The sequence below is a fragment of the Rossellomorea marisflavi genome, assembly GCF_022170785.1.
Taxonomy (GTDB): domain Bacteria; phylum Bacillota; class Bacilli; order Bacillales; family Bacillaceae_B; genus Rossellomorea; species Rossellomorea marisflavi_B.
The window spans coordinates 4,194,998-4,216,462 of sequence record NZ_CP081870.1 but is presented as its reverse complement, the minus strand read 5'-3'; the positions used below and the strand labels follow the sequence as shown (position 1 = coordinate 4,216,462).

The following is a 21,465-nucleotide window of genomic DNA, read 5'->3' as shown; positions in this document are numbered from 1 at the left end:
GTCACACCTGGGTACTGATGTCACGAGGAGGTATCCGCCGGTCACCATCTCTTGAATTGATTACGACCCGCTTTTTTTGCTTCATACAAGGCTTCATCACAACAGGCATAAAGCTCTTCCAAAGTTGAGGTCTTGAAGGTGGTGATGCCTATACTGACTTGATATGGGACGGTGCTCTTGGTTGAGTGGAGAGAAGAAATCAATTGTTCAGTGAAGCGATTTGAGGCCTCTATCCCTTTATCAACAAGCAAGATGGCAAATTCATCTCCACCATATCGTCCAAACAGGTCCTTATCCGTTAATTGACCCTGTATCGTTGTGGTCATATCTTGAAGGACTTGATCCCCTGCCAAGTGACCATATGTATCGTTGATCTGTTTAAAATGATCGACATCAAAGAGAAGGAACGAGTGTTGCATCCCTTTTTTGTTGTGACGAATAAGTTCTTCTGCGCTTCTGGTGAATGCCCGTCTATTCAGTACTCCTGTCAGATCATCCTGATTTGCCAAGATGACGAGTTCCCGGTCGACCTTTTCCTTCATCAAAAGAAGGAAGGCAAGATTCATCAGATTCGATAATACATAAAAAGTTAGCAGGACAACCAATTGAAGGACTCCGGGATTATATAGAGTAAAGGATTGGATGGGGATGAAGAATGAACTGAAGCCCCGGACGATGGAGAAGATGACGCCAACCCCATAAAGCAGACCCACAACCTTCATCAGAAGGGATGAACTCCTGAAACCGACCAGACAAACCGGTGAAAGAAGGATGGCCGTCACGAACGAATAGTAAGCGATGCGGATAGGCTCTGTGCTGCCAAAGATAAATAAGATGGAAAAGCCCATAATCCCGACGATCGTCACATATATATAGATGAGCCTCATCTTAGGACGTAAAAAGCCCTGAAGATTCACTAGCGCTGCAACTTCCAAAGAGGTCCCGGCATATAAGGCGATGTTTGCCAGCCAAATCGACAGTACATCCGGAATATCCCCACGGAACACCATTAGGGAAACGGCCGTGATCTGGAGGCACTTGGCCAAAAAGAATCGATTCAAGGTCGAATCCCTTTTGTGGGTGAATCCGTATGCTCCAACCATGATCAAGGTGAACAAGAAGCCGATAAACAAGACGGCTGTGATGATGGTGGAATTCACGTAGATTTCCATGCCAGCACTCTCCTAACTCGTAAACGTTCAGATGCTTCATTATATCAGACCCAGGACTTTCTATGTGTTTGTCGGTTGTCAGGGATCATAATCTTTCAGAAATCAGGATAAATGACTAGTTCAATGGATTGACAGTTTCCTGGTTTAGTTGTAGACTGTTAGAGAAAATTTAATAAGACCTCGCTATGAATAGTGAGGTAGAGGTGCGAGATTTAACAGTCCTTGACGGAGCTTGAGAAGCGTCGATGTCAGGGAGAAGGAAATGTCGCCGAAGTGGGATCATATTTCTCGGTATGACTTGCTGGGTCTGTAGTTAAGAGCTGCAGGACTGTCTCAATAAACGTCCCGGTTTATTGAGTTGTGCTATCTCATTGGGGAATAGAGAGGACTTATGGGTGACTTCGTATACTACGGCCTGAGTTGATCTCAGGCCGTTTTTTGTTTGTCCAAAAGCATTTACAAAAAACAGGGGGACGAAAAGAATGAAAAAAAGAGTAACGATCTTCGCATTATTGTTGGTTTCGGCACTGGTTATGTTGGCAGGCTGCGGGAAAAGCGGTGCTTCCGGATCTGAAGACAAAGACACTTTCACTGTAGGTCTTGAAGCAGGATATGCACCATTCAACTGGTCTCAAAAAACGGACGCCAATGGAGCAGTTAAAATCAAAGGAAGCAAGGAATATGCCGGCGGGTATGACGTGGAAATGGCGAAAAAGCTTGCAGATAAAATGGGCAAAAAACTCGTCGTTGTGAAAACAGAGTGGGACGGACTCGTTCCTGCCCTGAACTCAGGTAAGATCGACGCCATTGTCGCAGGGATGTCCCCAACGGCTGAGCGAAAAAAAGCCATCGACTTCTCTGATAACTACTACAAGTCCGATCTTGTCATGGTCGTGAAAAAAGGCGGTAAATATGAAGGAGCCAAGTCGATCCAAGACTTCAAAGGGGCTAAGGTGACTGCCCAATTGAATACGTTCCACTACTCTGTGATCGATCAGATCAAAGGGGTTTCCAAAGAAACGGCAATGGATAACTTCCCTGCCATGAGGGTTGCCCTTCAATCAGGCATCATCGATGGATATGTATCGGAACGTCCGGAAGCAGTGAGTGCTTCGACAGCCAATGACGACTTTGCCATGGTTGAATTCAATGACGGGTTCAAAACGTCAGAAGATGATACGGCCATAGCAGTAGGAGTGGAAAAAGGAAGCGACCTGACGGAAGAAATCAATAAAGCATTGAAGGATATTTCAGAAGACGAACGTACGGAAATTATGGATCAGGCCATCAAGAATCAGCCTGCAGAGCAGTAATCATGTTGCTGGTCAGGCAATATGAAGAAGGAGGAGAACAATGAGCTTAGAGTGGGTCATCAGAATTATTACAGACAACTGGGCCATGTTCTTGCGAGGAGCGGGTGTGACCCTGTTGATTGCCTTTGTCGGTACCGTGATCGGTGCCGCCATCGGCCTGTTGGCAGGTGTCATCCGGACCATCCCAGTCCCTGAAAGCGGACCGAAGAAGGTCATCCTTAAAGTAGTGAACATCGTACTATCCATCTACATCGAATTCTTCCGGGGCACGCCGATGATTGTACAGGCAATGGTCATCTATTACGGTTCGGCCATGGCCTTCGGGTTCGATATGAACGTCATGGTAGCGGCTTTCATCGTCGTCTCCATCAATACGGGTGCCTATATGGCCGAAATCGTCCGCGGTGGGATCATCTCCATCGATAAAGGACAATTCGAGGCTGCCCAGGCCATCGGGATGAACCATGTGCAGACGATGTGGAACGTCGTCATGCCGCAGGTCGTCCGTAATATTCTTCCGGCAACGGGAAATCATTTTATCATCAATATCAAAGATACATCCGTCCTGAATGTCATCTCTGTATCGGAGCTGTACTTCCTGACCAAATCCGTGGCAGGGAACAACTTCCGTTACTTCGAATCATTCTTCGTCGCATGTATGATCTACTTCGTCATGACATTCGCCGTGACCAAGATCCTCCGTCACTTCGAGAAGAAGCTCGACGGACCGGACAGCTACACAATGGTAGATGCGAAAGCCAAATAAGGAGAAGGAGGAAGCCCTGTGGAAAACGTCATAGACATCCAGCATTTGAACAAATCCTTCGGCACCCATGAAGTGCTCAAGGACATCGACTTTTCAGTGAGAAAAGGGGAAGTGGTGAGCATCATCGGTTCCTCTGGTTCCGGTAAATCCACCCTTCTCCGCTGCATCAATCTATTGGAAAAACCGAGCGGCGGACAGATCATCTACAACGGGGAGAACATCCTCGACAGCAAGCACGATATCTTCGCATACCGCCAAAACCTGGGCATGGTATTCCAGCAGTTCAACCTGTTCAACAACCACAACGTCTTGAAGAACTGCGTCGTTGGCCAAGTCAAGGTGCTGAAGCGCTCCAAAGAGGAAGCGGAGAAAGTTGCTTTGAAATACTTGGACGTCGTTGGCATGAGCCAATATGTCAACGCCAGCCCGAAACAGCTCTCAGGGGGCCAGAAGCAGCGTGTCGCCATCGCGCGCGCCCTTTCCATGGAGCCGGATGTCATGCTCTTTGATGAGCCGACATCCGCACTCGATCCTGAGATGGTCGGTGAAGTATTAAGGGTCATGAAGGAGCTAGCCGAATCCGGCCTCACCATGCTCATCGTGACGCACGAAATGGAATTCGCCAAGGAAGTATCCGACCGCGTCGTCTTCATGGACAAAGGCGTCATCGCCGAAGAAGGCCCGCCGGAACAGATCTTCAACCATCCGAAGCAGGAGCGTACGAGGGAGTTCTTGAAGCGAACGTTGAAACAACTCAGCTGATTCATAAAGTTCAACTGAAAAGCCGAATTCTCTTTTTTATAGGGAGTTCGGTTTTTTGCTACCCGGAGGAACATCGAGCCTCCTACATTACTCTCCTTCCGCTTTCCTGAATGGAAACCTTCAATTAATAAGAAAGAAGCGCGGGGATGAGAATCCCGGCGCTTCTTATCAGTTATGAATAATCTTAAAATCCTTGAACGGATAGTAGATCAAGTTCGTTTTCCCTACGATCTGATCCATCGGGATGGCTCCGATCATGCGGCTGTCTTCGCTGTTCTGGCGGTTGTCCCCCATGACGAAGACGGTGCCTTCCGGGACGGTCTTTTGGCCGACTGCCGTATCTTCCAGCTTGAACGGTTCGGTCAGGTCGCCTGCTCTGGCTGCTTTTTGGTCGTCGAGGTAGGGTTCATCATAGGCCTTGCCGTTGACGTAAAGGGTGTCATTTTTAAATTCGATCGTATCACCGGGCAGCCCGATGACGCGCTTGATGTAATCCTGCTGCTCATTGGCGTGGAACACAACGATATCGAATCGCTTCGGATCCCCGATTTTCGTTACGATCATCCGGTCTTTATCCTGAAGGGTCGTATTCATGGATGCCCCTTCAACCACAATCGGGGTGATAAGGAAGGAACGTGCGATGACCACCAGGATGATGGCGATGGCCAGTGCCTTGATCCATTCCAGGGATTCACTTTTTTTCTTCGTCACAGGTTCAGTCTCTCCTCTCCATGTCCACACTCTGCTTTCGGGTGCGGGATGGTCTCTCTCCATTCATTCTACCACTTCTTCCATGATTCCTTCTAATCCTATCAGGCCATTTTGCTTATTTTCCATTATTAACCTGAGTTGGAGGGAGAGGAATTACTGAATCAATCCTTCATAGTGCCTGATCTTTTCCTCGCTAGCCTGGATGATCTTCTCGATTTCCTGCTTCTGTAGTTCCATGACGTGGATGTGCTTGTGAAGGATCGCAATTTTCTTCTGTACGGAGTTACGGTATTCATCGTTCTTTTTCTCCCTGTTGGGTAGGGCAATCTTTCTCGCCTTCACGATATCAGTCATCTCTTCAATGGATAGACCCGTGGACTTCAGGCTTGATAGAAGAAGAAGCGTCTCGATGTCATCATCGGTATAGACTCTTCTCCCGTTTTCGAGCCTTGACGGTGGTGGAATGAGCCCGACCTTTTCGTAATAGCGCAGCGTATCCCGGGAGAATCCCGTTTTCTCAGAGGTTTGACCGATTGTATACACAGCTATCACCCTTTCATTGGTTTCTTTTTGGGTAGGGATGTAAACAGGATGCCGAGGCAGACGAAGATCGCCCCAATGATGACATTCTGTGTGATCGCTTCATGAAGCTGAATGGCTCCGAATATCAGTCCGAGGATCGGCACCGACATCAAGGAGATGGAGGCAATGGAAGCCTCAATGTTCCCAAGCACCCAGTTCCAGCCGACGAATGCGACGGCCGTACCAAGTATGCTGCTATATAAAAGGGCCAGCATAGAAGGCATATGGATACTTAGATGAGCAACTTCATGGTGTTCTTTCAGCAGGGAGATGATTAGGAGAATGATTCCCCCGTCAATCAGTTGCCATAGGGTCATCTTGATCTTATCGTGATCACGTCCGATCTTTTTCGTATACACATTGGCTGAAGACCAGAAGAAGGCCGACACGACGATGACAATCTCGCCAAAGAGGGCAAGATTCCAAGACAGATGAAGAAGCTTTGGCCCGATGATGGTGGCAAGGCCTGCCGCACCGACGAGCAGTCCGAAGCCCTTCAGCCAGTTCAGGCGCTCATTCAGGAAGAAATGGGCGAGGATGCTGACGATAATCGGCATCGTATAGACGAGGACAGAGGAAATGCCCGAGTCGACAAACTGGATCCCGTAGGTGCACAGGGCGTAATAGCCTACGCACATGAGCATGCCGAGGGCGAAGAATCTGCGCCACTCATTTCCTTTTGGAAGGATCGGTTTCCTTCTTATGATTAACACAGTGATGAGGACCAATGCACCGATGAACAGTCTCAGGGTCGTAAAGAAGAACGGAGGGATGTCTTGAAGTCCCACCTTCATGCTTACCCATAAATACCCCCAAATGATGCTGATGATTCCAATCATGCTGATGACTTTTATGTTTTTCATTTAGAAACAACTCCTATACAGTGTCAGCCACCTCAGTGGCACGGGAACCATCCTACAATCTGGAGTTGACTCCAAGTCAAGCATTTGCGAGGGTGGTATATAATGGATGTTTTAGTGCTGGTTCAAAACTATTGACATCGTTTTCACAAAGCAGTATAGTATGAGTACAAAGTCATATCAGGATTGTTACTGACTCGATCAGGCATTACCTATGTTAAAAGCACAAAGGTTCACTGTGTGTTTTTAAGATAGGATTTTGTTGTTTTAGGGGATATGGAGGACGTTCCATGAAATTTTCAAAGGCATTCAATAACAACGTAGCATTGGTAGAAGATCCATCAGGGACTGAATGGATTGTGATGGGGACGGGCGTAGGGTTCCAAAGGAAAAAGGGAGATCCCATTCCCGAAGAGAATATCCGGCGCAAATTCGTTGCAGAGCAGTCATCGACCCGCAGACCATTGATGCAGGTGTTGGATGAAATTGATTCCGAGGTCCTCGATGTTTCAGTGGAAATCATCAAGAATGCAGAGGCGGAGCTTGGGGTCACATTCAATAATAATAGTTACCTCACCCTCGCCGATCACCTGAATTTCGCCGTTAAACGAGCGAATGAACGGGTGGACTATCCCGATACGAACCGGTGGGAAGTGAAGAATCTTTATCCGAAGGAATACACAGCGGCGAAAAACGCCATCCGTCAGGTGTTCGACAGGCTGGACGTGCTGCTTCCGAAGAGTGAAGAAACCTTCATTACCTATCATTTTGTCAACGGACAGCAAGAACGCAAAACCGATATTGAAGAAACACTCAAGATGACAGAAGTGATCAACCGGATCATCGAGATCGTCCAGTATCACTTCCAGGTGAAGCTTGATGAGGATTCCCTCAATTACACCCGCTTCATCACGCATCTGCGCTACTTCTTTATCCGGCAGTTCAAACAGGAACAAGGCGACCCCGAGGAAGTCGATGTCACCTTACTTGAGGTCGTGAAGAACAAATATGAGAAAGCCTACCGGGCAGTGGAGAAAATCTCCCACCTGCTCCTCAAGCAATACGGCTGGACGCTGTCATCGAATGAGACCCTGTATCTCACGCTTCACGTGTGGCGCGTCACCAACCAATCAGCTAAATAGCTTCATGGTGGATTGTTACTGATTCGATCAGGCATTACCCAAATGGACTTGGCCAAAGGGCCGATTCCGTTTGGGTATTTTTTTGGACAAAAAGGGGGAACGAATGATGGCAAAGAAGTATAGAGAATTAGCCGAACAGGTAGTTGAAAACATCGGAGGTGGAGGGAACGTCGATCAGGCGTGGCATTGTGTCACCCGGCTCCGCTTCAATCTTCATGACAAAGAAAAGGTCAATATCGATACAATCAAATCAATCGACGGGGTGCTTGGCGCCCAGTTTTCAGGTGATCAGTTCCAGGTGATCATCGGGAACACGGTATCGGATGTATTCGAGGAAGTTGAACCGCTTGTGGGCGGATCCGGGAGTGCTCCGGAAGGCAAAGGACAAAAGCAAGGCGCGTTGTCTGCAGTCATGGACTTCATTTCCGGTATCTTCACTCCGATCCTGCCGGCTCTTGCCGGTGCGGGGTTACTGAAAGGGTTCTTGGCCCTGTTTGTTACTGTCGGATGGTTGAAGGATACGGGAGACACGTATGCCGTACTTAATGCCATAGGAGACAGCGTGTTCTACTTCATGCCGTTCTTCCTGGCCGTATCTGCTGCCCGTAAGCTAAAGACCAATGAATACTTGGCTCTTGCCGTGGCTGGAACGCTTATGTACCCGACGTTTATGAATGCAGCCAACGGTTTTACCGACGCGAAAAGCTTCACCTTGTTCGGTGCAGATTTCATCTCGATTCCTGTATTGAGCTATGCATCAAGCGTCGTACCGATCATCCTCGGCGTCATTCTGCTAAAGTACGTGTACAACTTAGTGAAAAAAGTGATTCCATCAGTCATTTCACTTATGTTCTCATCGATGATCACTTTGTTGATTGTTATGCCTCTTACCCTCTGGGTGATCGGCCCGCTTGGAACCAACCTAGGAAACGGCTTATCTGATATCTTCCTGTGGCTCTTCACACATGCAGGTCCTGTCGCAGGAGCGTTAATGGCCGGGTTGATGCCGTTGATCATCATGACCGGAATGCACTATGCATTCGTTCCGATTGCCATCCAAAATTTGAACCTATACGGCAATGACGCTGTCCTACAGCCGATGATGTTCATCAGCAACCTGGGACAGGCCGGATCCGCATTCGGTGTGGCTGTACGTACTAAGAATAAAGCACTTCGTCAAATGGCAATCTCGGCAGGGATCTCCGCCACTATCGGAATCACCGAGCCGGCCATGTACGGGGTCAATATGAAACTGAAAAAGCCATTTGTATACGCGTTGGGTTCCAGTGCCGTCCTTGGGGCGTTTGCCGGCTGGTACGGATTCAAAGCCTTCGCACTCGGCGGACTTGTGGGGGTATTCTCCCTCCCGGTCTTCGCAGATCCGAGCGGTGCATCAGCTGCGATCATCATTGCCATCATCCTGTTCGTCCTTTCGCTTCTCCTTCCGTTCATCCTTGTCCTGATCCTTGGGTTCGAGGATATCCCGGAAGACGGTGCGACTGTAAAAACAGATACTGAGCCGAAACAACCGATTGCTACTGGTAAACAAGGAAGCATCCAGTCTCCTCTTGAAGGAACCATTGTTCCACTGAAAGACGTATCCGACGCGACCTTTGCCGAAGAGATCATGGGAAAAGGGATTGCGATTGAACCATCTGCCAACCGTATTGTGGCGCCAATCAGCGGCACAATCATGGTCCTTGCCGATTCCAAGCATGCCATTGGGATCAAGGGGGACAACGGTGAAGAAATCCTCATCCATATCGGGATTGATACGGTTTCCTTGAAGGGTGAGCACTTCAAGGCCCATGTCGCAACGAATGACCGGATCGAAGCCGGTCAGGTGCTCGTCGAGTTTGACCGCGGCGCCATCAAGGAAGCGGGCTTGGAGGCGGTCACCATGGTGATCATCACCAATACGGCCGATTATCTGGATGTGCTGCCGATGAACGAATCCGGCCCGATCTTTGAAGGAGAACAACTGCTGACATTAGTGAAATAAATACAGCTTGGAGGCTGCAGAGCAGCAGTCTCCAAAGCATTCCATTATAGAAAGGGACGATGAAACATGACGAAAACAATAACAGGATTCAAACCAGACTTCCTATGGGGCGGAGCGACAGCTGCGAATCAGGTGGAAGGAGCATACAATCTTGATGGAAAAGGTCTTTCGACAGCTGATATGGTCCCTCATATCCCGAAGGAAAAGCGCGGACTCAACGTGAAAATGGACGTGACTTCCCAATACATCGAGGATGTCCTTGCGGGCAAAATCGACGATCGCTTCCCGAAACGTGACGGAATCGACTTTTATCATCGCTATAAAGAAGATATCGCGTTGTTTGCCGAGCTTGGCTTCAAAGTGTTCCGCCTCTCCATCAACTGGGCGAGGATCTTCCCGAACGGCAACGATGCCGAGCCGAATGAAGCAGGCCTTCAATTCTATGAGAACGTCTTTAAGGAACTGAAGAAATATGATATCGAGCCGCTCGTGACCCTGTCCCACTATGAGACACCACTAGAACTGACGCGCACATATAACGGTTGGTACAGCCGTGAAGTCATCGACTTCTACGTCCGCTACGCCGAAACGGTGTTCACCCGCTATAAGGACTACGTGAAATACTGGCTGACGTTCAATGAAATCAACGTGATCACGCACAGCCCGTACACCGGTGGAGGAGTCCTCATCGATCGCCTCCCTGAGAAAACAAGCGATCAGATTGCCTACCAGGCAGCCCACCACCAATTCGTGGCGAGTGCATTGGTGACGAAGCTTGCCCATGAGATCATCCCGGGTGCACAGGTAGGCTGTATGCTTGCCCGCATGCAGACATATCCTGTGACGAACCATCCAGATGATGTCCTGAAAGCACAGCGCATGAACGACCTCAACCTGTTCTTCACCGACGTCCATGCCAAAGGGGAGTACCCGTCCTTCATGAACCGATACTTCGCTGAAAACGGCATTGAAGTCATCAAGGAAAGAGGAGACGACGAGATCCTGAAGCAGTACCCGGTAGATTTCATCTCGTTCAGTTATTACATGTCCATTTCCGTGACAACCCACGGTGAATTCGAAGCAACGGCTGGAAACCTAGTAGAGGGTGCAGTGAAGAACCAATACCTCGAGTCATCCGACTGGGGCTGGCAGATCGATCCGAAAGGCCTCCGCGTGGCTCTTCAGGATTTCCAAACCCGCTACGGAAAACCACTATTCGTCGTGGAAAATGGTCTTGGAGCATACGACACGGTTGAAGAGGATGGTTCCATCCACGATCCTTACCGCATCGACTACCTTCGTCAGCATATCGAGCAGATGAAGGAAGCCGTGAAGGACGGAGTCGATCTTATGGGCTACACCGCTTGGGGACCGATCGACCTTGTGAGCATGTCTACTTCGGAAATGTCCAAGCGCTACGGGTTCATCTATGTGGATCAAGATGACGACGGAAACGGTACATTGAACCGTTCGAAAAAAGACTCCTTCGCCTGGTATCAAAAAGTGATTGAAACAAATGGTGAAGAACTATAATCCTTCAGGACGGCAGATGACCCTGCCGTCTTCTTTTTGTGCATTTAATGAATATAAATACCTACTAATAAATACCTAAAAAGATTGAATAATATTCCTTTTTATCGTATTCTAGTCAATGGTTTAAAAATAGAGAGTAGAATGGGAGATTCAACATGAAAAAACTACTGTATGTACTGATGGCCGGTCTAGTTTTACTGACAAGTGCCTGTTCGATTGGGAGTTCACCTGATAAGGCAGTCGAAGCCCTTTATAAGGCCGCACTTAAGAACGATGAAGAAACCTATAACAACATTGTCGGGGGTAACAGCGATCTTGTTGGTTCAATTGATATGGTTGCAGGAATGGTCCGCGAGATGGGCGGGGTAGAGAAGTTGAACTTCGAAACCATCAAAAAAAAGAACCTGCTTAAAGAGATTGAGGAAGATTTAGATGAACAATACCAGAATCCATGGGAAGTCGTCATGGTAAGTCCAAAGAAATCTGAGGATGAGGATGAAGAAGTCGTGTTCTGGATCATGGAGAAAGTTGACGGTGATTACCTCGTTGGCGAAGTCGACACCGACTATAAGGATGATGTATTAAAATAAACGATTGTTTGTGTGCCACCGGACCGCCTCTGATCAGGAGCTCTCCGGTGGTTTTTCATTTAGAAGCTACTCTTAACAGGGTGAATTTTTATATGTAAACCTGTAATAAAATTAAGTTGACATAAATCATCCCAGTGTCTATGATAAAACTATCAAATGACATAAAAACAGGTGATCATCATATGAAAATCAGAGAAATGACTTTAGTGGCGGTCTTCGCGGCCGTAATGGGCTCATTCGGGTTGATCCCGTCCATCGCCCTTAGCTTCACCCCGGTTCCCCTTACCCTTCAGACGATGGGTGTGCTCCTGTCGGGAGGTATTCTGGGGGCTAGACTGGGTTTCATGAGTCAGGCGGTATTCCTTCTACTTGTCGCCGCGGGCGTACCCCTTCTATCTGGTGGACGCGGCGGACTCGGTGTTTTCGTCGGTCCGAGCGGAGGCTACATCATTTCATGGGCTGTCACGGCGTTTGTCATCGGCTATGTACTGTCCCTTTTCAAAAAAGTGAAATTCCACCATGTGCTACTCGTGAATCTTACCGTCGGCATCTTCCTTATCTACCTGATCGGGATCCCGGTGCAGGCAATGGTCATGGGTATTTCGATGATGGATACGGTGAAGGTCAGCCTTGCCTACATACCGGGGGATATCATCAAGGCAGTGGTCGGGTCGATCCTCGTCTACAAGCTCCGCACCCATCCTGTCATCATGCGCTCACTGGGCTCGTTGAAACGGACAGGCAATCTATCGAAAACGGCTTAATCGAAAGGACACACTTGTGTCCTTTTTTGCTTTATAAGAAGGAATCCGCCATCTATTCCACGAAAGGGTCAAAACAGACCATACAAAAGGAGAGAAACGATGAAGACCATCACCAAGGCTTATACACAGCACGCAAAAATCAGAGCTGAAAAGACAGCCATCCATACAGAAGATAAAGACGTTACCTATCGGGAGTGGGCAGAAGCAGTCGAGCGAACAGCAGCTTGGCTACAATCCAGGGATGCAGGCAATCGGACAATCGGTATCCTCCTGCCAAACGGGATCGACTTCCTGCAGTTTTTCGCAGGGGCAGCCATGGCAGGGGGGAATGCCGTCCCTTATGACATGAAATGGAAGAAGTCGGAACTGGAGAAGCGGGTGTCCCTCTCGAAACCTAGCATTATTATCATGACTGAAAAATCCTTCAATCATTTGAACGGAGTATTTCCGGAGGCGAGAAAGGTTGAAGATTGTCTTCAAGAAATAGCGGATACGCCTTTCACAACCATCACACCCCCTGGAGACAATCCCCCTTTCTATACAGGCTTTACCTCCGGGACGACAGGCAGTCCGAAGGCCTTCGTGCGCTCCCATGATTCATGGGTGAAGAGCTTCGAGTGCAGTGTCCATGACTTCGGACTGGATGAAACGGTTCATACTCTCATACCGGGGTCCCTTTTTCACTCTCATTTCCTCTATGGAGCCATCAGTACGCTTCATCTTGGCGGAACGGTGTATCTATTGGATAAATTCTCTCCAAGCCAGACGATGGAGTGGCTTGGGTCCTGGCCCATCACAGCCCTCTATGTAGTCCCGACGATGGTGGAAGCCTTCCTGAAAGAAGGGCAGAGTGTGGAGAGGACATTCAAGCTTCTTTCCTCAGGGGCCAAATGGACGGAGGAATCAAAGGCGAAAATCGGGATGATGTTCCCCGCTATGGAAATGATCGAATTTTATGGAGCGGGTGAGTTGAGTTTTGTCTCCTTCCTAACGGGTCAAGACGGACAGTCCAAGACCTCGACTGTCGGAAAGCCGTGCCGGCATGTGGAAATCGAAATCCGTGATCGCAGCGGAGGGGTCATCACCTCTCCTGATGAGGTCGGGAAGATCCATGTCCGGAGTCCTTTCTTGATCGACGGCTACTATGAAGAGGAAGACGGGACGATTGAAGGGATAAGGGATAAAGACGGGTGGGCCACGGTCCATGATATGGGCAAGATTGATAAGGACGGGTTCCTGATCATTGAAGGACGGGAGAAAAACATGATTATGTACGGGGGCATCAATCTATTTCCGGAAGAGATTGAAACGGTCCTTGCCCGCCATCCGGGGGTGGAAGAGGTCGCCGTCATCGGGATGCCCGACACTTACTGGGGACAGATCGCCGTCGCTGTGGTAGTTGGACATGCGGAGAAACTTGAATTGAAGCGTTTCTGCAAGGATCATCTTGCTGGATACAAAGTGCCAAGACGGTGGCTCTTCGTCCCCTCCCTCCCTTATACGACGAGCGGGAAAGTAGCCAGGGCTGAGCTCCGAAGACAGCTGGAGTCTCCCGTATGAAAAGGGCTGTGATCGTCCAGGCGAAGCGAACCCCGATTGGAAAAGCCGGAGGAATTTTGAAGGAGCTGGAAGTCCATGAATTGGCGGCTCCCCTTATCCGTCATCTCGCCGGAGATGCCAAGGTCCCCATTTGTGATGTCATCCTCGGAAACGTGGTTGGTCCAGGAGGTAATGTGGCGCGCCTGGCAAGTCTCGAAGCGTGTATCCCTCTTGCTGTACCGGGAATGACCATCGACCGACAGTGCAGTGCAGGATTGGAGGCGATCCGCCTTGCTTGTCACCTTATCCAGGGAGAGGCTGGGCACGCATACATTGCAGGTGGAGCAGAAAGCGTCAGCACCTCACCGTTCCCAAGTCGCGCCCGGTTTTCACCGGATGAACTTGGGGACCCCGAGATGCCAGCAGCAGCCGAGCTGGTGGCCGAGCGATTCTTCATTACGAAGGAAGCCCAGGATGAGTATGCCCTCCTCAGTTTTGATCGGAGCTGGCGGGCCCATGAGGATGGCATGGTTCATCAGGAAATCCTCCCCCTTCCCGATGTGGATACTGACGAAGAGCTGATGAAAAAGAGGAATCTTCCTGCATTGTTGAAGAGGGCCAGACCCCTCATCAAACCGGGAGGCACCGTCACGGCCGCGAATAGCTGCGGAATCCATGACGGGGCTGCGGCTGTCCTTGTGATGGAGGAGTCCCTTGCAAGAAAGAAGGGCTTAAAACCCGTTCTGCGTTTTGTGGACAGTGAAGTCGTCGGGGTTCATCCCCACTTTCCAGGCGCAGGACCGATCCCGGCGATCAAGGAAATCCTCGAGCGCAATCAGCTTACAATGGACGACATCGGTTTGGTCGAAATCAATGAAGCGTTCGCCTCCAAGATTGTCGCATGCGCCACGGAGCTCTCCATCCCCTATGAAAAATTGAATGTATCGGGCGGTGCTTTGACGATCGGTCATCCATACGGGGCCTCTGGAAGCATCATGGTGACGAGGCTTTTTTATGAGGTGCAGAGACGGAACGGTGTCCGCTTCGTGTTAGCGGCCATTGGAAGCGGCGGAGGAATAGGGTTGACGGTATTGTTCGAGGTTGTTTAATGAGTGTTCCCGCCCATTATCATAAAGGGCGGGAATCACAAGGGATCAAGCAGCAGGTGTAAGGCGTGGTTTCACTACTTTTGTGAATAATCCCCGTACAAGTGGCCCCATGATGAGTAGCTGTAGCGGCAATGCCATGATGACATTCTTCCCGGCAATCATGAGGTAGGCTGTGAAGAGGTTTTCCACCTCCAACCCGTGAGCGAAGACGGCTGTCACAAGTCCGAAGACTGACATGAAGAGAACCATTCCAATGACCATGCAGGTTGACATGGCGAGGATCATGTTGATTTTTTTTGAACGGTCGATGGGGAGGCTGAACGCAATCTTCCTGGCAAGGGGTCCGACAACGGCGATATCCAGTAGCAGGGCAATCACGAGTCCTATGACGATTTCGACCACGGAGAACATGGAGAAATCTTGGATGGTTCCGTTAATGACAGCGTTATAGAGTGACATGACGATCACCATTCCGAAGCACATCATCACCCCGAATATGAGACCTTCTTTTTTAGAGCTTGGCATATTGATCATTCCTTCATTCATTTGTAATGAAGCTAAGGATACCAAGGAAGGTTCTTCTTTCGTAAGTGACAGATTTGTGAACAAATTAACCAACAAAAAAGAGCATCCCGGGTGGAATGCTCTTTTTTTCGTGGTCAAAGGAATGTATCGATAATCAAGTAACCGTTCAGGAGAATAACGATTCCGCAAATGATCCAGGCGATGGTGGTGGTCACCTTGTGATTCCGAAGTTCGCCCATGAGCTCCTTGTTGCTGGTGAACATGATGAGCGGGACGAGGGCGAAGGCGATACCGAATGACAGGATCACCTGACTGACGACGAGCGCCTTGGTTGCGTTGACGCCGGAGATGATGATGATCAGCGGCGGAAGCATCGTGATTGCCCGGCGCAGGTACAGATTGATGTGCCTGCGGATGAAGCCTTGCATGACGACATCACCTGTCATCGTTCCCACGGAGGAGCTGGAAAGACCGGCAATCAAGAGACCGAGGCCGAACAGGATGGCGGTGAATGAACCAAGGTTCGATCCGAGTTCGTTGAACATGACGGTCAGATCCTCGATTCGCATGCCCTTCTCGAAGAAGAGGGCTGCTGCGATGATGAGCATGCTCATATTGATGGCACCGGCGACGATCATGGCGATGACGATATCGATGAATTCAAAGCGGAAGATCTGTTTCTTTTCTTTTTCCGAACGTCCGACGATCCGCTTGTTCGTCAGAGCGGAATGAAGGTAGATCGCGTGGGGCATGACGGTGGCCCCGAGGATTCCTGCCGAGAGGATGATGCTCTCTGTCCCCTCAAAGGATGGCGTCACGATCCCCATACCGACGGCTGCCCAGTCCGGCTGGGCGAAAAATGTCTGCAGGGCGAATGCCAGGACGACCATGATGACCATGGCGGAGATCGTCGTCTCGAATGCCCGGTATCCCCTGCGCTGCATTTCGAGAATCGCAAAGGAGGCGACGGCCGTAATGATGGCCGACGGCACCATGCCGATCCCAAAGATGAGATGGAGACCCAGGGCGGCACCGATGAATTCCGCAAGGTCGGTGGCGATGATGACGAGTTCGCTCTGGAACCAGAGGAAGATCGATGTTTTCTTGGAGAATCGATCCCTCGCAACTTCAGGAAGATTCCGTCCTGTAGCGATGCCGAGTTTTGCTGATAAAGATTGAATGAGTACGGCCATTAAATTGGAAAAGGCAATGACCCACAGCAGCTGATAGCCGTAAGTGGATCCTGCGGCGATGTTGGTCGCAAAGTTACCTGGATCGATATAGGCGACGGCTGCGATGAAGGCGGGTCCGAGGAATGGCAGGATCCTCTTCCACCCTTTTACATCCCCTCTCAGGACGGCTTCTGCCGCAGACGTTGTTTTTGTTGACTGCTTCATGTATGTTCACCTGCTTCATGATAGTTAGTTATAGGTTAAAAAGTTTCCTTAGGTCAAACTTAACGTCATTATATTCCTGTCACCTGAAATTGTAAACCAAGAAACCCTGACTTTAACAAAAGAAAGATGACTTTATTTTTCCACAACCTTACCCATAAGAAACGTGTTCCTGCCCACTTAATAAAAAACAGCCCAAGTCGCTTTAAGACTTGGGCTGTTTTGGTCGTTCATCCGTGGATGGGATGCTTTGCAGACACAGGGGATGCGGAGAGTGTCTTCCTCCTGACGAAGAAGAAGAGCAAGGCCGTCATCGTCAGTTCTGCAAATGGCAAGGCGAGCCATACTCCGGTTGATCCCATCAGGGCAGGCAGGAGCAGTAAGAATGTGACAAGGAAAATGAATCCCCTCAAGAGGATGATCAGGGAAGACGCCCCGATCTGGCCCGTCGCCTGGAAGTAGGTCATATAGACAAAGTTGAATCCGAGGAAGAAGTATCCCAGGAAGAAGAGACGAAGGCCTTGTATGGCCATGGTTCGGACTTCCTCCGATTCGATCCCGAATAAGGATACAAGGAGGGGCGCTGCCACCAATCCGATACCAGTCAATCCGATTCCAAGAATCAGTGCGGCTTTTTCCCCGATTCTTACGCTGTCCTTGATGCTCCCTGTTTCCCGTGCTCCGTGATAGAAGCTGATCATCGGCTGCAGGGCGGCTTCGATACCGAAGAAGGTGATGAACATGAAGCTATGGAGATAATTGATGACAGAGAATGCGGCCACCCCATCTGTCCCCAGGAGATGGGCGATCGTCACATTGTAGCCTGCCACGAAAACGAACATCCCCATCTCAGCCAGCAGGCTGGGGAACCCGATGGAAAAGATGTGAAATAGTCGCTGGAGGCTCCATGCAAATGCCGGCTTCCGCAGGGAGCTTTCTTTTTTTATAAAATGGGTCAGGAGGATGAGTACGCCGACTGCTCCCCCTGTGACTGTGGAGACGGCAGCACCCGTCACCCCAAGTCCCCAGACGAAGATCGTCAGATAGTTCATGCCGATGTTGACCAGCGCCATGACGACCAGTGAGATCATAGAAAGAACGGGACTTCCGTCATTCCGGACAAAGATGCTCAGCACCTGTTCGAGGGCAATGATCCAACCGAAAAGGAACATGACGCTCAAGTATTCATGGGCGAAAGGGGCTGTATCCGAATTCGCTCCGAGCAAGCTCCCCACAGCCTCCATATTGACGTATCCCATGAACCCGAGAAGAGCGAGCAGGGTAATGACGGCGGTGACGGAAAGACTGAAGAAACTTCTTGCTGCATGATGATCAGAGCGCCCCAGGTGCATGGAGTAGAGCGTCCCGCCCCCCATCCCGATCCAGAGTGCAATGGCGAAGATGAGGGAGAATACAGGAAGGGCCACATTGACGCCCGCTAGCGCGATCTCACCGACGCCGTGGCCGATGAAGATGCCGTCGATCAGGATATTGACGGCCATGACCATCAGGCCGAACATGGACGGGAAGAAGTAGCGCAGGAATACCTTCTTCACCGGTTGCTTTAGAAATAGACTGTCTGTTGTTTCCATGGTGATTGGACCTCCATTGATGGTGATAGAAGTCATTGTAAACGTTCAAGCAGCTTGAAGGTCAATCATCTTCTTTTCACCGGAACCTGGATCATGGTCAGGTAATCGTTCTCATCCTTTACAACCGATTCATCGAGGATGTAGAGCTCGATTGCCTCCCCGTCGACAATGTAGCCGTGAGTATGGATATGGTCGAGTACGTGCAGATGGGCTTCTTTTATGTCTTCATAAGGCCCCTTATAGGGGTAGCAGGCGTACAGACCTCCTCTCAGGAAGTGGGGCGAGGCATGGTCTTCATTCAAGTCGAAGATGCGGCTGTATTTCACCGGCCCTTCTTCATGCAAGCTCGGATAATCGACGACAAAGCCGAGGTCCCCAGTGAAAAATCCATCGTAGACGTGGGACATCTGGGAGATCCTCTCCATATCGCTTAAATGGATCTCATCCATCTTCTCAATCATATCTACGGGCCCTTCATTGTAGTAATACGTGATCGAACGGGCGCTGAATTCCTTGATGGTGACAGTCGTTTCCGTCAGGAGGGACAGTCCTTCTTTGATGGTGGTGATCTTGTTCTGGATCTTGCGGGATATGATCTCCAGGTCCCGGATCTCCTGCCTGGTCTCCTCCAGTTTCCGTTGAAGGAGGTCGAGGGTCCCCTCGGGCGACCGCTTCTCCAGCTGTTCCTTGATATCCTTGATGGCAAACCCGTTCTTCCTCAGGAAGATGATGGCATCCAGCGTGGCAAACTGCTCGATGCCATAGTAGCGGTATTGATTCTGTTCGTCTGTATATTTAGGGCTGAATAATCCAATCTCGTCATAATAGCGAAGCGTCGGTTTTGATAATTTGAAGAGTTTGGATATTTCTCCGATCTTCAATCGTTTTCTCATAGTCCCTCACCTTTACATAGAAATCGTTTTTACCATTCTACCCCAAAAGCAAGCAATGGGAGGAATATGGAGTATGAAACGAGAATACAGCTCTTAAGAATGGCAGTTTTGGAATGCAACCACAGGTTGCGGACGTTCAACCAATGACTTCTTCCGGGGGCGTGAACGTGGGATTATACTGGATTCATACAAATGAACAGGTGGTTGATAGGAATGGAACTGGCCGGGAATTTAAAAAGAAAGCGTGAAGAGTGCAGGCTGTCCCAGGATGACGTTGCTTCAAAGCTGAATATCTCAAGGCAGTCGATATCGAAGTGGGAAACGGGAAAATGCTACCCCGATCTGGATAATCTGATCCTTTTGAGCGATCTGTATAAGATATCACTTGATGAATTGATCAAAGGGGTTAAAAGCTTTCAGGAGCGGATCATCATCAAGGAAACGGGGAGTGTAAGGAGCATGTGGCCCTGGTGGGTGATCTTCCCTGCATTTGGCATGCTGTATGGACTGGTGTCGATGATTCTAAATCGTTTTTGATCCTCCATGTGTGATTCCGGTACCGCCAAGTGGATGGGGGACTCTCCAATCCGTTATACTGGATAAAATGGAAGGACAGGCGGAGGTGAAATCATGGAACAGTTTGTCAGTCCCGGCAAGGTAGTGGCTTCAGCCGGGGCATTCATCTTCGGGGGAATTGCCTTGAATCTGCTTCTCCATCCATTGGGCTCGCACGAGATGATGGGATTCCTACTCTTCCTGGTTGTAGGAGCCGTGCTTTATTATGGCCTGCTCACGTTGCATCGCATCAACAGGATGATAACAATGGCCCTGTTAGGATTGATCGGAATCGGGAGCATGGTGACGGCCGTGTACCTGCTTCTGCATCCGGTGGCCCATTAGGCTGTTAATTACACACAAAAAAAGGAATCCCGCCTCCTCAGGCAAAGGATTCCTTTTTGTAATGCTCTCCATCAACTTGCAAGGGACGACTGGGCACTCCGGTCGTTTTTCTGTATCTTCCGGTAAACGAGTGCGATGATGAATGATGGGATGGTGCAGACGATCATTCCCAAAAACGCGTAGCGCGGATCGATTTCGTACAGAAATCCTCCAAACAGGGTGAAGATGGCGGTGCTCCAGCTGAGGGCGAGGGCGGAATAGATGCCCTGCGCCTTCGGGACGTCCTTCGGTGCGATGTTCTTGATCAGATACTGCATGAACGCATAGTGTCCCATGGCAAATGAGCAGGCGTGCAGAAGCTGTGAAACCGAGAACACGGCGACGCTCGGGAAGGCGAAGACAAGGAGCCAGCGGACGGTCGAACCGAGTGCGGCCGTTGCAAGCATCGTCCCGACAGATACGTTCCGGAATAAGCGGTCTGCCACGAGGAAGAACAGGATTTCAGCGATGACCCCGATGTTCATGATGGCCCCGATCCAGGACTTTGGCGCATCGATTTCCTGAAGGAAGATGTACCCGTAGTTGTAGTAAGACGCATGGGCAGCTTGTAGCAGGATGACGATGACAAGGACAAGGCCGAAATGTTTCACCTTGAACAGCTTGAGCATGGCCCCTCGGACGGCCGGCAAGGGCTTCGGCTTATTCGACAGGATATCTGGAGCCTTCAGCATCCCGAGTCCGAGCAAGAGAAACAGCCCGATTAATAAGGCCCAGATGATGACCCCATCGCCAAGCTTACTTGTGAACAGTGTGAGGATCAGTCCACCGATGACGAAGCCGAGGGACCCCCACGAGCGGCTTTTCCCGTAATGCTTCAGCTGTTTGTTCTGCACAAGGACACCGGCCGCCGTGTCGAGTGCAGGCATGAGCGTAGGATAGAAGAAGTGCAGCAGCAGGACAACAGCCATGAGGGTCCAGTAGGAACTTGCCGGGATGCAAAGAAGGATGGCGAGAAAGGTCCCGATCCCCATGCCGTTCAAAAGCATCTTGCTGCTGAATTTAGAAGAAAGATAGGGGAAGGCGAACAGGGTGGAGAGTCCTCGGATCACGAGCCCAAGACTCATGATCAAGCTTGCCTCTGCCACCGTTACCCCCTTCGAGTTGATCATCCAGCCCGTCCAATACGGCAGGAAGATCCCCCATGTAAGATAAAAGGTGAAAAATTGTCTACTCATCCAGCGTTGTGTATTCATGTCGATTCCTCCATTTGATTGCATCATACCAAGGAGAACGGCAAAAAAATATGAGAAATCTCA

At 49.8% G+C, this 21,465-nt stretch carries 21 protein-coding genes and 1 riboswitch; of the genes, 12 read left to right on the top strand and 9 right to left on the bottom strand.

Annotated elements, in window-relative coordinates:
• Positions 1–41: 41 nt before the first annotated feature.
• Entirely contained in the window at positions 42–1,172 is a 1,131-nt protein-coding gene (locus K6T23_RS21685) for a GGDEF domain-containing protein (protein WP_238283317.1), read from the bottom strand.
• A 190-nt stretch (positions 1,173–1,362) separates the two neighbouring features.
• Positions 1,363–1,546, top strand: a riboswitch (Lysine riboswitch).
• Positions 1,547–1,654: 108 nt separating this feature from the next.
• On the opposite strand from K6T23_RS21685, the gene K6T23_RS21680 reads away from it, so the two are divergent.
• The 3 genes from K6T23_RS21680 to K6T23_RS21670 are packed head-to-tail and all read left to right on the top strand — an operon-like array spanning position 1,655 to position 4,013.
• Positions 1,655–2,485 (top strand): transporter substrate-binding domain-containing protein, encoded by an 831-nt coding sequence (locus K6T23_RS21680; protein WP_238283316.1) that lies wholly within the window; start codon positions 1,655–1,657, stop codon positions 2,483–2,485.
• A gap of 40 nt (positions 2,486–2,525) precedes the next feature.
• The gene (locus K6T23_RS21675; protein ID WP_056539710.1) at positions 2,526–3,251 is read left to right on the top strand and encodes an amino acid ABC transporter permease; all 726 of its coding nucleotides are present in this window, start codon (positions 2,526–2,528) and stop codon (positions 3,249–3,251) included.
• 18 nt (positions 3,252–3,269) lie between these two features.
• Positions 3,270–4,013, top strand: a complete 744-nt coding sequence (locus K6T23_RS21670; RefSeq protein ID WP_238283315.1) for an amino acid ABC transporter ATP-binding protein — start codon at positions 3,270–3,272, stop codon at positions 4,011–4,013.
• A 168-nt stretch (positions 4,014–4,181) separates the two neighbouring features.
• Here K6T23_RS21670 and lepB read toward each other — a convergent pair whose 3' ends face one another.
• The 3 genes from lepB to K6T23_RS21655 all read right to left on the bottom strand — a co-directional run bounded on the left by lepB (position 4,182) and on the right by K6T23_RS21655 (position 6,169).
• Positions 4,182–4,724, bottom strand: coding sequence for a signal peptidase I (gene lepB / locus K6T23_RS21665; protein WP_238283314.1), 543 nt, complete (start codon positions 4,722–4,724; stop codon positions 4,182–4,184).
• A gap of 153 nt (positions 4,725–4,877) precedes the next feature.
• Positions 4,878–5,267: a MerR family transcriptional regulator gene (locus K6T23_RS21660; RefSeq protein ID WP_048004656.1), complete on the bottom strand. Its 390-nt coding sequence runs from the start codon at positions 5,265–5,267 to the stop codon at positions 4,878–4,880.
• A 5-nt stretch (positions 5,268–5,272) separates the two neighbouring features.
• On the bottom strand, positions 5,273–6,169 hold the full coding sequence (locus K6T23_RS21655) for a DMT family transporter (RefSeq protein ID WP_238283313.1): 897 nt from the start codon (positions 6,167–6,169) through the stop codon (positions 5,273–5,275).
• Positions 6,170–6,456: 287 nt separating this feature from the next.
• Between K6T23_RS21655 and K6T23_RS21650 the strand changes: the two genes are divergently transcribed.
• The 7 genes from K6T23_RS21650 (at position 6,457) to K6T23_RS21620 (ending at position 14,845) form a co-directional block, all read left to right on the top strand.
• Positions 6,457–7,308, top strand: a complete 852-nt coding sequence (locus K6T23_RS21650) for a PRD domain-containing protein (protein WP_142129811.1) — start codon at positions 6,457–6,459, stop codon at positions 7,306–7,308.
• A 103-nt stretch (positions 7,309–7,411) separates the two neighbouring features.
• A complete protein-coding gene (locus K6T23_RS21645; protein ID WP_238283312.1) occupies positions 7,412–9,310 on the top strand; it encodes a beta-glucoside-specific PTS transporter subunit IIABC in 1,899 nt (632 codons plus the stop codon).
• 66 nt (positions 9,311–9,376) lie between these two features.
• The gene (locus K6T23_RS21640) at positions 9,377–10,843 is read left to right on the top strand and encodes a glycoside hydrolase family 1 protein (RefSeq protein ID WP_056539667.1); all 1,467 of its coding nucleotides are present in this window, start codon (positions 9,377–9,379) and stop codon (positions 10,841–10,843) included.
• A gap of 155 nt (positions 10,844–10,998) precedes the next feature.
• Positions 10,999–11,433 (top strand): hypothetical protein, encoded by a 435-nt coding sequence (locus tag K6T23_RS21635; RefSeq protein ID WP_056539665.1) that lies wholly within the window; start codon positions 10,999–11,001, stop codon positions 11,431–11,433.
• A 182-nt stretch (positions 11,434–11,615) separates the two neighbouring features.
• Positions 11,616–12,197 carry a biotin transporter BioY gene (locus K6T23_RS21630; RefSeq protein ID WP_056539663.1) on the top strand — a complete coding sequence of 194 codons (582 nt, stop codon included), beginning with the start codon at positions 11,616–11,618 and terminating at the stop codon, positions 12,195–12,197.
• Between the two features lie 99 nt (positions 12,198–12,296).
• Complete coding sequence (locus tag K6T23_RS21625) at positions 12,297–13,757, top strand: AMP-binding protein (RefSeq protein ID WP_238283311.1); 1,461 nt, start codon at positions 12,297–12,299, stop codon at positions 13,755–13,757.
• Positions 13,754–14,845, top strand: coding sequence for an acetyl-CoA C-acyltransferase (locus tag K6T23_RS21620; RefSeq protein ID WP_238283310.1), 1,092 nt, complete (start codon positions 13,754–13,756; stop codon positions 14,843–14,845). The genes K6T23_RS21625 and K6T23_RS21620 overlap by 4 nt, the downstream gene beginning before the upstream one ends.
• Positions 14,846–14,890: 45 nt before the next feature.
• On the opposite strand, the gene K6T23_RS21615 is transcribed toward K6T23_RS21620, so the two are convergent.
• The 4 genes from K6T23_RS21615 to K6T23_RS21600 form a co-directional block, all read right to left on the bottom strand.
• A complete protein-coding gene (locus K6T23_RS21615; protein WP_159646283.1) occupies positions 14,891–15,370 on the bottom strand; it encodes a DUF2798 domain-containing protein in 480 nt (159 codons plus the stop codon).
• Between the two features lie 134 nt (positions 15,371–15,504).
• Entirely contained in the window at positions 15,505–16,767 is a 1,263-nt protein-coding gene (locus K6T23_RS21610) for an Nramp family divalent metal transporter (RefSeq protein WP_056539652.1), read from the bottom strand.
• Between the two features lie 227 nt (positions 16,768–16,994).
• Positions 16,995–18,392, bottom strand: coding sequence for an MATE family efflux transporter (locus K6T23_RS21605; protein ID WP_238283309.1), 1,398 nt, complete (start codon positions 18,390–18,392; stop codon positions 16,995–16,997).
• Positions 18,393–18,421: 29 nt separating this feature from the next.
• Positions 18,422–19,249, bottom strand: a complete 828-nt coding sequence (locus K6T23_RS21600) for a MerR family transcriptional regulator (RefSeq protein ID WP_238283308.1) — start codon at positions 19,247–19,249, stop codon at positions 18,422–18,424.
• 213 nt (positions 19,250–19,462) lie between these two features.
• Between K6T23_RS21600 and K6T23_RS21595 the strand changes: the two genes are divergently transcribed.
• Positions 19,463–19,786: a helix-turn-helix domain-containing protein gene (locus K6T23_RS21595; protein WP_238283307.1), complete on the top strand. Its 324-nt coding sequence runs from the start codon at positions 19,463–19,465 to the stop codon at positions 19,784–19,786.
• A 93-nt stretch (positions 19,787–19,879) separates the two neighbouring features.
• Complete coding sequence (locus K6T23_RS21590; protein WP_238283306.1) at positions 19,880–20,149, top strand: hypothetical protein; 270 nt, start codon at positions 19,880–19,882, stop codon at positions 20,147–20,149.
• A gap of 71 nt (positions 20,150–20,220) precedes the next feature.
• Here K6T23_RS21590 and K6T23_RS21585 read toward each other — a convergent pair whose 3' ends face one another.
• Positions 20,221–21,402 (bottom strand): MFS transporter, encoded by a 1,182-nt coding sequence (locus K6T23_RS21585; RefSeq protein ID WP_079514026.1) that lies wholly within the window; start codon positions 21,400–21,402, stop codon positions 20,221–20,223.
• Positions 21,403–21,465: the final 63 nt, after the last annotated feature.